The sequence below is a fragment of the Ottowia sp. genome, assembly GCF_016703145.1.
In the GTDB taxonomy this organism is placed as follows: domain Bacteria; phylum Pseudomonadota; class Gammaproteobacteria; order Burkholderiales; family Burkholderiaceae_C; genus Ottowia.
Genome location: NZ_JADJCO010000005.1, coordinates 843,118 through 856,456, shown reverse-complemented (window position 1 = coordinate 856,456; position 13,339 = coordinate 843,118). Strand labels below are relative to the sequence as shown.

Here is a 13,339-nt window from a genome sequence, read left to right as displayed (position 1 = left end):
GTTCGTTCGGCATGTAGAGCAAGAGTGCGTCATATGTGTGTGCGCTTGACCGGCGAGGGGGCTTGGCAATGGTCAGTTCAACGCCGTCCATGGATTCAACTGAAGTGGCGACAAGGGGTAGTGCGCCGGTTTCCCGCGCGCACTCACTTTCGGCGCGCGCCGAAGACCCTCTTCAGCAACAAGTGGACCGTGACGCCCCCGCCTTCTTCCGCGGAGATCGGGACTCGCGCAACGGCTCAAGGATCGTCGCCTGTGATGTCTGTGGGGGTGCCCGATGAGACCCGAAGACGGACAACGCTCGCTGGCCGACCAGGGCCAGCAATCACCCTCCAAATCTGCATCCTCCGCCCCAGCGATCCAATTGCCCAAAGGCGGCGGCGCCATCCGCGGCATTGGCGAGAAGTTCGCCGCCAACCCCGTCACCGGCACCGGCTCGATGTCGGTGCCCATTGCCACGAGCCCGGGCCGCTCGGGCTTCGGCCCGCAGCTCTCGCTGTCCTACGACTCGGGCGCCGGCAACGGCCCGTTCGGCTTCGGGTGGTCGCTCTCCGCTCCGTCCATCACCCGCAAGACCGATAAGGGCCTGCCGCAGTACAACGACGCAGCGGAATCCGACGTCTTCGTCCTGTCCGGTGCGGAAGACCTGGTGCCGCTGCTCGGACTGGACGGCAAGCGGCATGAGGATCGCGACACCGTTGCCGGCTACACCATCCACCGCTACCGGCCGCGCGTCGAGGGCCTGTTCGCCCGCATCGAGCGCTGGACCCGCCAAAACGACGGCGATGTCCACTGGCGCTCGATCTCGAAGGACAACATCCTCACCCTCTACGGCGGCGACGAGAACTCCCGCATCGCCGATCTCGTCCCGGCGAACCCGCCCGCGCCGCTGCCGCTGCGCAGCGATCCGCACCGGGTCTTCAGCTGGCTGATCTGCGAGACGCGCGACGACAAGGGCAATGCCGTCGTCTACGGCTACCGCAAGGAGGACGCCACCGGCGTCGACACGGCACAGGCGCACGAACGCAACCGCACGAACCGCGGCACCAACCGCTACCTGAAGCGCATCCGCTACGGCAACCAGGTTCCGCTGCTCGACGACGCAGGCCGCCGGCCGCGGCAGCTCTCCGCAGAGCAGATCGCCGGCGCCCGCTGGATGTTCGAGGCCGTCTTCGACTACGGCGACCACGACGCGGACCGGCCCCAGCCGCGGGACGACGAGGCCACCGAGGCTTCAGGGGCGCCCAGCTACCCCTGGCCGCCGCGCCCCGACGCCTTCTCGAGCTGCCGCGCCGGCTTCGAGCTGCGCACCTACCGCCTGTGCCGGCGTGTCCTGATGTTCCATCACTTCCCCGGCGAAGACGGGGTCGGCGCCGACTGCCTCGTGCGCTCCACCGACTTCACCCATTCCGACGAACTCGATCCCGGCGACGCCCGCAATCCCGTCTACACCTTCCTGAAGAAGGTCACCCAGACTGGCTATCGCCGCAGCGACGACGGCGGCTACCTCAAGCGCAGCCTGCCGCCGGTCGAGTTCGACTACGCCGAGCCCAGCGTGCAAGACGCGGTGGAGGAGGTCGATCCACAGAGCCTGGAGAACCTGCCCATCGGCCTGGACGGCAGCACCTACCGCTGGACCGACCTGCACGGCGAAGGCGTCCCGGGCCTGCTGACCGAGCAGGCCGGCGCCTGGTACTACAAGCGCAACCTGAGCCCGATCCCGGACAAGCGGCCCGACGGCCGCGAAGGTGTGAAGGCCCGGTTCGCCCCGCTGGAAACCGTCACCCTCCGACCCAACGCCGCGCTCGGCAGCGGCGCGGAGTTCATGGACCTGGCCGGCGACGGCCAGCCCGACGTGGTGGTCATGGACGGCCCCATGCCGGGCCTGTACGAACACGACGACGCCGACGGTTGGCAGCCTTTCCGCCCCTTCACCTCGCGCCTGAATCGGGACTTCCGCGACCCGAACCTCAAGCTCGTCGACCTGGACGGCGACGGCCATGCCGACGTGCTGATCACCGAGGACGACGCCTTCGTCTGGCACGCCTCGCTGGCCGAGGAAGGCTTCGGCCCCGCCCGCCGGGTCGCGCAGGCGCTGGACGAGGAGAAAGGCCCGCGCATCGTCTTCGCCGACGGCACGCAGTCCATCCACCTTGCCGACCTGTCCGGCGACGGCCTGACCGACATCGTGCGCATCCGCAACGGCGAAGTCTGCTACTGGCCCAACCTGGGCTACGGCCGCTTCGGCGCCAAGGTGACGATGGACCACGCGCCCTGGTTCGACCATCCGGACCAGTTCGACCCCAAGCGCATCCGCCTGGCCGACATCGACGGCAGCGGCACCACCGACATCATCTATCTGCACCGCGACGGCGTGCGCCTGTACTTCAACCAGTCGGGCAACGGCTGGAGCGAGCCGCATCAATTGAAGGTGTTCCCTCGCGTCGATGACGTTGTCAGCATCGTGCCCGTCGATCTGCTGGGCAACGGCACCGCCTGCCTGGTCTGGTCGTCGCCCCTGCCGGGCGACGCCAGGCGGCCGATGCGCTACGTCAACCTGATGGGCGAACGAAAGCCGCATCTGCTGGTCGCGGCGAAGAACAACCTGGGCGCCGAGACCCGCATCGAGTACGCGCCTTCGACCCGCTTCTACCTGCAGGACAAGCGCGACGGCAAACCCTGGATCACGCGCCTGCCGTTCCCGGTGCACGTGGTCGAGCGCGTCGAGACCTGGGACCGCGTCAGCCGCAACCGCTTCGTCACCCGCTACACCTACCACCATGGCCACTTCGACGGCGAGGAGCGCGAGTTCCGCGGCTTCGGCAGGGTCGAGCAGTGGGACACGGAAGAGATCGGCAAGATCCCGGACGATGCCGGGTCAGCCACGGCGACCAACCTCGACGCAGCCTCCTACGTGCCGCCGGTGCACACCAGGACCTGGTTCCACACCGGCGCCTGTCTGGGCCGGCAGCGCATCTCGCGGTGTTTCGAGGGCGAATACTTCCGCGACCCGGGCCTGGGCGGCGAATGGCTGGACGACACCGTCCTGCCGCCGGACCTGAGCCTGGAAGACGAGCGCGAAGCCTGCCGCGCGCTCAAGGGCGCGATGCTGCGCCAGGAGGTCTATGCGCTCGACGGCTCGGACAAGGAATCGTACCCCTACACCATCACGGAGCAGAACTTCGAGGTCCGCCGACTGCAACCCAGGGGCGCCAACCGCCATGCAGTCTTCTTCACCCACCCACGCGAGGCTCTCAACTGCCACTACGAACGCAATCCTGCTGACCCGCGCATCCAGCATGCGCTGACGCTGGAGGTGGACGAGTACGGCAACGTGCTGAAAGAGGCCGCCGTCGGCTACGGACGCCGGACCGATGCCGACGGCGACGCACTGCAGGCGGAAGACCGGGCGAAGCAGAGGCTGATCCACATCACCTGCACCGAGAACGGCTTCACCCATCCCGTCCTCGACAAGAACGACGACTACCGCGCGCCCCTGCCCGCCGAGTCACGCACCTACGAAGTCCGCAAGGCCGACCAGGAGCGGAGCGACGACGGTCCGACGGTCTTGTTCGACCTCGACGCACTGCGTGGCCACATCGATCGGGCAGGGGACGGCGAGCACGAAGTGCCCTGCGAGGACCTCGCCTTCGACAAGGCCCGGCAGCAGATCGAGGCCGGGCCGGAGGAGCGGAAGAGCGACCACTTCCGCCGCCTCATCGAACACGTCCGCACCGTCTACCGCAAGGACGACCTCAGCGACCTGCTGCCGCTCGGCCACCTCGAACCGCTGGCCCTGCCGGGCGAAAGCTACAAGCTCGCCTTCACCGCCGGCCTGCTCACCAGGGTCTTCGACGACCGTGTCAGTGATTCAATGCTCCAGAACGAGGGCGGCTACGTGCAAAGCCGGGCGCTCAAGGCGAATGGCCGCTTTCCCGCCAGCGATGCCGACGACTGCTGGTGGATTCCGTCGGGTCTGTCGTTCTTCAGCAGGAATCCCGCAGACAGCGCCGCCACCGAGTTGGCGCAAGCGCAACAACACCTCTTCCTGCCGCGTCGCTACCGCGATCCCTTTGGCCAGGACGCCTTCGTTGATTTCGATGCCAACGACCTGCTGCCGGTCCGCACCGAAGACGCGGTCGGCAACACCGTCGCGGCGCGCAACGACTACCGCGTGCTGCAGCCGGTGGAGGCCACCGACCCCAACGGCAACCGCTCGCAGCTGCGCTTCGATGCACTGGGCATGGTGGTCGGCACCGCGGTGATGGGCAAGGCCGGCGTGCCGGTGGAAAGCAGGGAAGGCGACACGTTCGACGACTTCAACGCCGATCTGGCGCCGGACGAGATCAAGGCCTGGTTCGACGCCGACGATCCACGCCTGCTGGCCCATGCGCATCTCGGCACCGCCACCACCCGCATCCTCTACGACCTGCACCGCGTACCGGCCTGCGCGGCCACCATCGTGCGCGAGACCCACGTCAGCGACCTGCACGGCGCCGAAACCAAGCTTCAACTGAGCTTCAGCTATTCCGACGGCTTCGGCCGCGAAGTGCAGAAGAAGATCCAGGCCGAACCCGGCCCCGCGCCGCTGCGCGACGCGGACGGCAGCATCGTCACCGGCGCCGACGACCTGCCGCTGATGACCGACCAAGACGTAGATCCACGCTGGGTCGGCAGCGGCTGGACGGTCTTCAACAACAAGGGCAAGCCGGTCCGCCAGTTCGAGCCCTTCTTCAGCGACACACACATGCTCGACGCCGACGCACGCATCGGCGTCAGCCCCTGGCTGTTCCACGACCCGGTCGGCCGCGTGGTCGCCACGCTGCACCCCAACCACACCTGGGAGAAGGTGGTTTTCGACCCGTGGCAGCAGACCACCTGGGACGTCAACGACACGGCGCTGAAATCCGTGCGCGCCGACGACCCGGAGCGCGACCCGGACGTGGCCGGCTTCTTCGGCCGGCTGCCGGAAGCGGACTACCGGCCCACCTGGCATGAGTTGCGAACGGTCGGCGAGCACGCTGCCGCCTTCGCAGCCCGCTACCCCAACCAGAAGGATCGCGAGAACGAGACCGACGCAGCCACGAAAGCGGAAGCCCATGCCGGCACGCCCACCACGGTGCACTTCGATGCGTTGGGCCGGCCCTTCCTGACGCTGGCGGACAACGGCCCCGACCCGGCCCAGCCCGGCGAGCACCTGCGCTTCGCCACCCGCGTCGAGCTCGACATCGAAGGCAACCAGCGCGAAGTGCGCGACGCCATCGAGCAGGCCGGCGATCCACTGGGCCGCATCGTCATGCGCTACGCCTGCGACATGCTGGGCAACCGCATCCACCAGCTCAGCATGGAAGCCGGCGCGCGCTGGATGCTGAACGACGTGGCCGGCCAGCCCCTCCGTGCCTGGGACAGCCGCGGCCACGAGTTCCACACCGAATACGACGCGCTGCGCCGCCCGGTGGCGCAGACCGTGCGCGGCACGACGGCCGATTCCGACCCGCGCACGGTCCGGCCCGACCCGCTGCTGATCGACCGAATCGAGTACGGCGAAAGTGTAGACAACGCCGAAGCGCTGAACCTGCGCACCCGCGTCTTCCGCCACTCCGACGCTGCCGGCATCGCCATCAACGCGCGGCTCGACGCCGACGGCAAGCCGATCGAAGCCTACGACTTCAAGGGCAACCTGCTGCGCAGCACGCGCCGCCTCGCCAGCGACCCCAAGGCGATCCCCGACTGGGCGCAGGGCCCGGCGCTCGACGTCGAAGCCTTCGAAGCCGCCACGCGCTACGACGCGCTGAACCGCGTGATCCAGTCGGTGGCGCCGCACAGCAACCAGCCCGGCACCAAGCTCAACGTCATCCAGCCACGCTACAACGAAGCCAACCTGCTGGAGCGGGTGGACGTGTGGCTGCAACGCGGCGACGAGCCCGCCGCGCTGATCGATCCCGACGCCGATGCGCCTTCACCGGTTGGCGTCGCCGACATCGACCACGACGCCAAGGGCCAGCGGACCCGCATCGACTACAAGACCGACGGCCCCACCGTCATCCGCACGACCTACGCCTACGACCCCCAGACCTTCCGCCTGACGCACCTGTACACGCGGCGCGGCGTGGACCCGCACACGGCCCAGGGCGTGGCCTTCACCGAAGACTGCGACAACCCGGCCCCGCCCCCGCCCGCCACCATCGCCGCGCCGGCGCAGCCGCCCGAAGCCAGGCCCCGCGGCCTGCAGAACCTGCACTACGCCTACGACCCGGCCGGCAACATCACCCACATCCGCGACGACGCGCAGCAGACCCTCTGGTTCAGGAACCACCGCGTCGAGCCGAGCAACGAGTACACCTACGACGCGCTCTACCGCCTGATCCAGGCCACCGGCCGCGAGCACCTGGGCCAGGGCGGTGCGCCCATCCCGCATTCGTACAACGACGCCGGCCGCACCGGCATCCTCAGCGCCAACCCGGCCGGCCGCTTCGCGCCGAACGACGTCAGCGCGATGGGCACCTACACCGAGCGCTACGTCTACGATGCGGTCGGCAATTTCGAGCAGATGAAGCACCAGAGCAGCGACGCCGCGGTGCCGGGCTGGACGCGTAGCTACGCCTACGACGAGGCGAGCCTGATCGAGAACGGCAACGACGGCGCGCCGCTCAAGACCAGCAACCGCCTGGGCCGCACCACCGTCGGCAACGGACCGCCCGAGCAATACGCCTACGACCCGCACGGCAACATGCTGCGCATGCCGCAACTGCAGGCGATGCAGTGGGACTACCGCGACCAGTTGCAGATGAGCCAGCGGCAGAAAGTCAACGATGAGGATGCCGATGGCGCCGAGCGGCACGGCGAGCGCACCTGGTACGTCTATGACGCGGCCGGGCAGCGGGTGCGCAAGGTGACCGAGCTGGCCAATGGCGGCGGGCTGAAGGACGAGCGCATCTACCTGGGCGGCTTCGAGATCCATCGGCGCCATTCGGGCAACCACGTCGGCTTGCTGCGCGAGACGCTGCACCTGATGGATGACAAGCAGCGCATCGCACTGGTGGAGACGCGCAATGAGATCGAGGACGGCAGTTCGAAACAGTTGATCCGCTACCAGTTCGGAAACCACCTGGGCTCGGCCGTGCTGGAATTGGATGAGCAGGCGCAGATCGTTTTCTACGAGGAATACACGCCCTACGGCAGCTCGACCTATCAGGCGGTACGCAGCCAGACCGAGACGGCGAAGCGGTATCGGTATACGGGGAAAGAGCGGGATGAGGAAAGCGGGCTGTACTACCACGGGGCGAGGTACTACGCAGCGTGGCTAGGCAGGTGGACACGCTGCGACCCGGCTGGGATGAGCGATGCCACCAATCTGTATCTTTATCCTCCAAATCCAGTCCGATTTGTCGATCCCGCTGGAACCGACTGGGTGGAGTTGGCCCCGGGCGGACCTCAGCAGGAGCGATCTGGACCGGGCGCTAAAGGCGCTGAACAGCCAGCGGACCCCAACCAGCCCCCACCAACCGTCTATGGCGCCAAGTTCTTCGAGGTGGGATCGGCCCGGAAAGCATTCTTGCATTTCGTTTTCGGAGCACCTTTCCAGGAACCTGATGACCCCTTTGAAAATAAAGAGTGGAAACGAGGGGAGAAGATGGCCGAAATATTCATCCTCGCACAGGAAATTGCCAGTCGGGGCCGGGTGGGGCCGCCGGGGACGGGGCCAAGTCCGGAACTTGTCCCGGCTGGCGGCCCGCGTCTTGGTGCTACGCCAGTTGCTGCACCGCCGATACCTGCTTTTCACCCCTCATCCGGCGGCGGGGTAAAAGGTCAGGAGACGCCATCCAAGCAAACGCCTTCCACTCAGCCAACACAATCTCCATCGCCAGAGCCAACCACGGCACTTTCCGCCGCCGCATCACCGACTTCAAATCCAGCAGCGCCCGCGCCTGCTTCGCCTTCGCCTAAAAGAGGTCCAGGACGTTTAGTGCCTGCGTGGGAAACACTTCCAAGGGAACAAGGAACCAAGTCGGGACGCGGTGTCACGCCAAAGATTCGGGAAAAGCTTCGGGACCGGGCAAAAAAGCATGGCTATCAAGGAGATCCGAAGCTAATTGACGCTGCGCACCAAACACCACATTCCCAATCAAATCCTGGGGATGAACCACGTCTATTTCCACAACACCGATCGACCAATCGCTCGGAGGGGAGAGACATAGCTAGGGCAAACGAATTCAGAAGACGCTGGAATTCGTTGAATCCAAATGGGCCGCAATTGCCAATACGAAAGCGATAGCAAGCGTAGTTGGGGTGACGAAGGAACCACAGCTCGTGCGGCACGGGAAATGACGGAAACATTGGGGTTCGAAAGCTCACCGCAACCCAACCTACATCGGTTTGAACGAGGCTGGATGGGATGGACGACGGGAATGACAAACGATGTGATACCAACGCGCGGATGTGGGCGGATGGGAACGTATTTCTTCCCCATCACCCCACCGACCGCAATCGATGCCTTCTGGGGAAATACGCGCGGTCCTGCGCAAGGTCATTGGCACTGCTCGCTAACAACGAATCAGGAGGAACACATGGCAGACCTCTATGGCGCAATCACTGACGATGCCGTCAACCGCATCATCAACTTCCTGCACGCCCGGGCGCCGTACCTGTTCAACTACGTGGCCCCGTCGATCAGGCTGCAGACCGACGATGCGGGCAACGTCACCGGCTTCGTGGATCACTGGCTGATCTGCTCTGAAGTCGCGCCCGCCCCGCCGCCCGGCGTTCCGCGCTACCGCAGAATTCCACCGCTGCCACTGCCCGGAATCGCGGTGAAGCTACCGTGTTCGATCCAGTTGATCGACCTGAACATCGACTTCCATCCGAGCGACGCCGTCGCACTGCCTGTCGAGCTGGCGCCGCCGCTCGCTGACCAGCGCTTCGCGATCCAGGCCATGGTCCAGTTCGGGCTCGCCTGCGTGCCGGCGAGTGCGATCAAGACACCAGGTATTCGTTTCTATACGCACGACATCCCGGTCACCCGTCTGCCGGTGCTGCCGGTCGAGAGCCTGCATTGTTTTCTCGTTCAGATCTTTGCCGTCGGGCATCTCGTCGTTACCGGTGCGGCGTCCAGCCAGCAGATCAAGCTCGAGGTGGACGGTCTTGAGATCGTCGATATCTCGCCGGGCGGCCTGGAGCAGGCCGTGGAGTGCTACCTCGTCGCGATGCTCAAGGGGGTGCCATCCTGCCGCAGCTGGTGCTGGCCCTGCAGACGATTCCGGTCAAGACGCTGGGCATCCAATCGGTCACGCCGACGCTGACGGGCGGGCTGCCGAACAACCCGGCCATCGAACAGAACGAGTTGCGCGTCTGGCTCGATCTGGCCTTTGCATGAGGTGGCGCCATGAGTGACGTATCGCTCGCTGTCTCCGAAGCCGCCTTCGAAACGGTGTTCAACCGGATCGCGCCGACGCTGGCGCTCCCGTTCGACGGATCCACCTCGCTCGGGCCTATCTGGTTCGGCGTCACGGGGGCGGTTCACGTCGAAGGCGCTGGTGACATCGACTTCGAGGATACCAACACCTTCTGGCTCGGCGAGCTGAGGATCGCCTGGGACAAGCTGATCATCAGGCTTGGCTTCGACATTCCCACGGTCGAACTTGGGCGCTTCTGCATCCTGCGCATTCCCGAGGACATCCCCTTCATCGGCGGCGAGTGCGCCTGGGAGTTTCCGGGCGGAAAGATCTTTGAAGGCGCACCGGAAATCGGGCCGCTCACGATCAACCTGAACGCGATCATTCCCTACGTCGTCACCGAGGTCAGCGGCCGCTTCAAGATCAGCTTGGTCAAGGACGGAGATACCCTGAAGCTCGTCGCGCACAACGAGTCGATCGACGTCGATCCGATCTCGATCAGCGACACCTTCGGCAAGCTGCCGGGCATTCTGCAAGCAGCCATCGCGGGGGCAGCGGCGTCCTACATTGCCGCGAATCCACCAGCCTTCCTGCTGGACGCGGCACTCGGTATTCTCGGCTTCCCGACGCTGACCGAACTGCTGCTCGACCTGCTGGACATCGAAGACGACGTGCAGGAGTGGCTGGCCAAGACGCTCAACATCGACATCGGCATCCAGAACCTGCTCGCTGGCTTGATCGCCGGCGCGGTTCTCGACAAGGAGATGTTCGAGATCCCGGACCCCTACAGGTTCATGCCGACGTTCGACATCGACGTCGTGGACTTCGGCGGGTTCAGCGATCCACAGCCAGCCGGTCCAAAGGTCACGCTGGAAGCGCCGCGCGCCGCCATCCTAAATCCGAGTGCTGGTTTCGATGCAGACATGCTGCACATCAAATTCGACCTTGGTGTCTGACGGAGGCGTCCCATGCTTTCGAACATGCTGATCACGACGAACTTCGACAGTGCGGCCCTGTCCGGCTTGGCCTCCATCACTCATCCACTGCGGGAACCCGGGCACTGGCGGCTGGAGGCTCATGGCCCCAGGCGCGTTCCAATCAGGACCGTGGACATCGTCCTCCGCGATGGCGGTCAGGCACGTGTGGCCGTAGACCTCGGGCATCCGACACAAGACACCGACTGCTGTACAGCGATCGAACAACTGCTGACGCCCGGCGGCATGATCAACCTCCACGACGCGAGCGCACGCGGCGGCGGATTCGCCCTGCTTTTCCGCGGCAGCGAACGCGATCCGTTCTGGGATTCGCGTGTCCTCGAACCGGGCGACCACTTCGCCTGCATGCCGCTGCGGCCTGGGCGGTACCTCCTCACGAACCTGTTGAGCAACGCCCGCTCGTCGCTGCGCGTCAACTACCCCGACCCACGCAATACGGCACAGGGGTTGCGACTCGCTTCCGGACCGCTGCACGCGAAGGTGGGCCGGGCCATCGCTCCGGACGAGTTGCGCATCGACCCCGGGCAAGCGCTCGTCTTTGCGATCGAAGCCGAGTGCCATCTCGCCGCCACGTTGGAAGAACCCGACGACGGACCTCCGGAGCTTGTGGAGTGGCGGGCGCTGCGCAGTCGCCAGGCACTCGAAGCGGCGTTCACTCGGCGGCATGCAAGCTGAAAACAGGAGACCGAAATGACGACCAAACGATTTACCTATCCCGTCAGCGACGAGAAGTTCCGCCAGATCTACGACTCGCCGGCGTCGCTGCCCGGTCGCCACAAGTGGGTCACGCCGGACAGCGACGTGCGCGAGATCGAGAAGCTGCTGGCGATGCCGCCGAACACGATCGGCGCGCCGCTGTGGGTCAGCGGCGACCGCAAGCGCTGCCCCAAGTGCCGGCGCGAAACCAACTGGCTCGACATCGTCGCTTCGGCGCTGGGCGCAGTGCACAGCCGCGAGATGGTCGCGCAGGTGATTCTGGGCAGCCAGAAGTTCGTCAACACCGAGGCGCCGCGTGCCATCGCCGGCTTGCACTGCTTCCGCTGCAAGACGGCCATCGACAACCTGCGCAGCTTCAAGTGCCACAACTGGGCGTATGCCAAGCCGGCGCTGCTGAAGGTGCTCCGGCAGATGGAGGCGAACCCATGAACGCCGGACCTCGGCTCCTTCGCCATCGCCTTTCGTGTGCGGGCGTGTCGTCGGTCACGGCGCTGCTTCTCTGTCTGCTTACGACCGCCGCGACCGCACAGTGCCCGCTGACGCAGGAGTCCACCTTCGCCCACGCCGAGATCGGCCCCGTCAAGGTCTTCCGCGACACGCCGTCGAACGCCATCGCCTTCGCCTCGCAGATGCAGGTCAACACCGACGGCGCGCCGGACTCCTACCACCCGGACGACATCGGCATCACCCACATCTGCAACGGCGTCAGCGTCGGCCCGGCGTGCACCTGGAAGGCCCAGTGCCTGCCCGAGTTCCGGCAAGCCAGAGCCGAGGGCTTCCGCGGCCCGCAGAAGATCTGCTTCTTCGCGATGGCCACCGACGCCGCCGGCGTGCCCATCATCCAGGGCGCCACCGACCCCCGGCCCGGCTACTTCGTCTCGACCACCGCGCTGAAGCAGCCCGGCCAGAACCCGCGCACGCCGCAGGCCCAGCTCGACTCCAACACCGTGCCCTTCGCGGTGATCCCCGGCACCTGGCAATCCAGCGGCAGGCCCGGCCCCAGGCTAGGCGACTTCGGCGTCGCCTGGCGCCGCTCCAACGGCAAGCTCGCCACCTTCGTCGTCGGCGACACCGGCCCGCGCAGCAAGCTCGGCGAAGGCTCGGTCGCGCTGCACCAGGCGCTGGGCAACGATCCCTTCATGGACCGCTTCGGCGTGCGCCGCGCGCGCAAGGGCATCGGCGGGCGGGATGTGGTGTATCTGCTGTTCCCCGGGTCCGCCCGGGCCGGCGAGTCGATCGACGCCGCGGCCATCGAGCGTGCCGCCGCGCCGCTGCTCGAAGGCTTCGGCGGCGTCGAGCGCCTGAAAAGCTGTTCGGCGGTGCTCGGCAACTGAGGGGCAACTGGAGGACTACCGATGCCGAAAGCCCGTCCCGCGCTGCGGATTCCGCGCCGGCCCGAACGCGCAGGGGAAGCAGGAACGCCCGCGACCCTGTCACAGGCTGCCGTGTGCCGCCCAGAACTCGGCCGGGGTGCGGATGGGGTAACGCTCCCGCAGGGCGAGCAGCGCCTTGTCGCCGGTGACGAGGCTTTGCGCCTGGCCGTTGCGCAGGGCGGTGAGCAGCGTGCCCAACACGGGCTGGTCGGCGGCATCGGTCAAGCCGGGTTCGGCGACGGGTTCGGGTTCGACGAGTTCGGCCTGGATGGCGAGGGCATCGATCAGGTCGTCGATCACGTTCGGGCCGAGGCCGTGGCGGTGCGCCAATCGGGGCAGCACGCGCCGCAGTTCATCCAGGATGTCGCTGGAGAGCACCACGTCCAGCGCCCCATGCCGCCAGGCCGCGATGAGTTTTCCGGGCACGCTGCCCGGGTAGGCGATGCCGGGGAGCAGGACGTTGGTGTCCAGCACCGCCGCCAGGGCAGGCACGGCTCAGCGCCCGGCACGGGCTTCGGCCACGGCGGCGTCGATCTCGGCCAGGCCTTCGGCCTCGGGCACCGCAGCGTAGCCGGCTTCGATGCGCTGGCTCAACGCGTCGAAGCGGGCCTGCATGCGCCGGATGCGCTCGAACAGGCGGGCATCGACCAGCGCCGCCACCGGCTTGCCGTCCTTCTTGATGACGATGCTGTCATGCCGGTACTGCACCTGGTTGAGCATCTCGCCCAGGTTCTGCCGGAACGCGACGGCATTGGTTTCACTGATCATGGCCCGCCCCAAAAACACCAATATGCTCGATATGACCATTATGGCGAGCCTGACACCCTGCGCGGCGCCACCCGCCCGATGAACCCGAGGCGCAACA

Annotated in this window: 8 protein-coding genes; 6 read left to right on the top strand and 2 right to left on the bottom strand. The window is 66.5% G+C overall.

Going from position 1 to position 13,339, the window contains the following annotated elements; all coding sequences use genetic code 11:
- Positions 1–274 precede the first annotated feature (274 nt).
- From IPG65_RS17025 to IPG65_RS17000, 6 genes are all read left to right on the top strand, one after another.
- Positions 275–8,272, top strand: a complete 7,998-nt coding sequence (locus IPG65_RS17025) for a SpvB/TcaC N-terminal domain-containing protein (protein ID WP_293192097.1) — start codon at positions 275–277, stop codon at positions 8,270–8,272.
- 292 nt (positions 8,273–8,564) lie between these two features.
- Positions 8,565–9,296 carry a hypothetical protein gene (locus IPG65_RS17020; RefSeq protein WP_293192095.1) on the top strand — a complete coding sequence of 244 codons (732 nt, stop codon included), beginning with the start codon at positions 8,565–8,567 and terminating at the stop codon, positions 9,294–9,296.
- Positions 9,297–9,379: 83 nt separating this feature from the next.
- The gene (locus IPG65_RS17015; RefSeq protein ID WP_293192093.1) at positions 9,380–10,345 is read left to right on the top strand and encodes a hypothetical protein; all 966 of its coding nucleotides are present in this window, start codon (positions 9,380–9,382) and stop codon (positions 10,343–10,345) included.
- Between the two features lie 12 nt (positions 10,346–10,357).
- The gene (locus IPG65_RS17010) at positions 10,358–11,059 is read left to right on the top strand and encodes a hypothetical protein (RefSeq protein WP_293192091.1); all 702 of its coding nucleotides are present in this window, start codon (positions 10,358–10,360) and stop codon (positions 11,057–11,059) included.
- Between the two features lie 15 nt (positions 11,060–11,074).
- Positions 11,075–11,530 (top strand): hypothetical protein, encoded by a 456-nt coding sequence (locus IPG65_RS17005; RefSeq protein ID WP_293192089.1) that lies wholly within the window; start codon positions 11,075–11,077, stop codon positions 11,528–11,530.
- A complete protein-coding gene (locus IPG65_RS17000; RefSeq protein WP_293192087.1) occupies positions 11,527–12,435 on the top strand; it encodes a glycoside hydrolase family 75 protein in 909 nt (302 codons plus the stop codon). The genes IPG65_RS17005 and IPG65_RS17000 overlap by 4 nt, the downstream gene beginning before the upstream one ends.
- Positions 12,436–12,534: 99 nt before the next feature.
- Here IPG65_RS17000 and IPG65_RS16995 read toward each other — a convergent pair whose 3' ends face one another.
- The gene (locus tag IPG65_RS16995) at positions 12,535–12,966 is read right to left on the bottom strand and encodes a putative toxin-antitoxin system toxin component, PIN family (protein ID WP_293192085.1); all 432 of its coding nucleotides are present in this window, start codon (positions 12,964–12,966) and stop codon (positions 12,535–12,537) included.
- A 3-nt stretch (positions 12,967–12,969) separates the two neighbouring features.
- The gene (locus tag IPG65_RS16990; RefSeq protein ID WP_293192084.1) at positions 12,970–13,242 is read right to left on the bottom strand and encodes a type II toxin-antitoxin system Phd/YefM family antitoxin; all 273 of its coding nucleotides are present in this window, start codon (positions 13,240–13,242) and stop codon (positions 12,970–12,972) included.
- Positions 13,243–13,339 lie beyond the last annotated feature (97 nt).

What these genes read in the sequence shown, in the direction of transcription:
- IPG65_RS17020 (WP_293192095.1), top strand. Translation starts at nt 8,565, where the DNA reads ATGGCAGACCTCTATGGCGCAATCACTGACGATGCCGTCAACCGCATC.
- IPG65_RS17015 (WP_293192093.1), top strand. Translation starts at nt 9,380, where the DNA reads ATGAGTGACGTATCGCTCGCTGTCTCCGAAGCCGCCTTCGAAACGGTG.
- IPG65_RS17025 (WP_293192097.1), top strand. Translation starts at nt 275, where the DNA reads ATGAGACCCGAAGACGGACAACGCTCGCTGGCCGACCAGGGCCAGCAA.
- IPG65_RS17010 (WP_293192091.1), top strand. Translation starts at nt 10,358, where the DNA reads ATGCTTTCGAACATGCTGATCACGACGAACTTCGACAGTGCGGCCCTG.
- IPG65_RS16990 (WP_293192084.1), bottom strand. Translation starts at nt 13,242, where the DNA reads ATGATCAGTGAAACCAATGCCGTCGCGTTCCGGCAGAACCTGGGCGAG.
- IPG65_RS17000 (WP_293192087.1), top strand. Translation starts at nt 11,527, where the DNA reads ATGAACGCCGGACCTCGGCTCCTTCGCCATCGCCTTTCGTGTGCGGGC.
- IPG65_RS17005 (WP_293192089.1), top strand. Translation starts at nt 11,075, where the DNA reads ATGACGACCAAACGATTTACCTATCCCGTCAGCGACGAGAAGTTCCGC.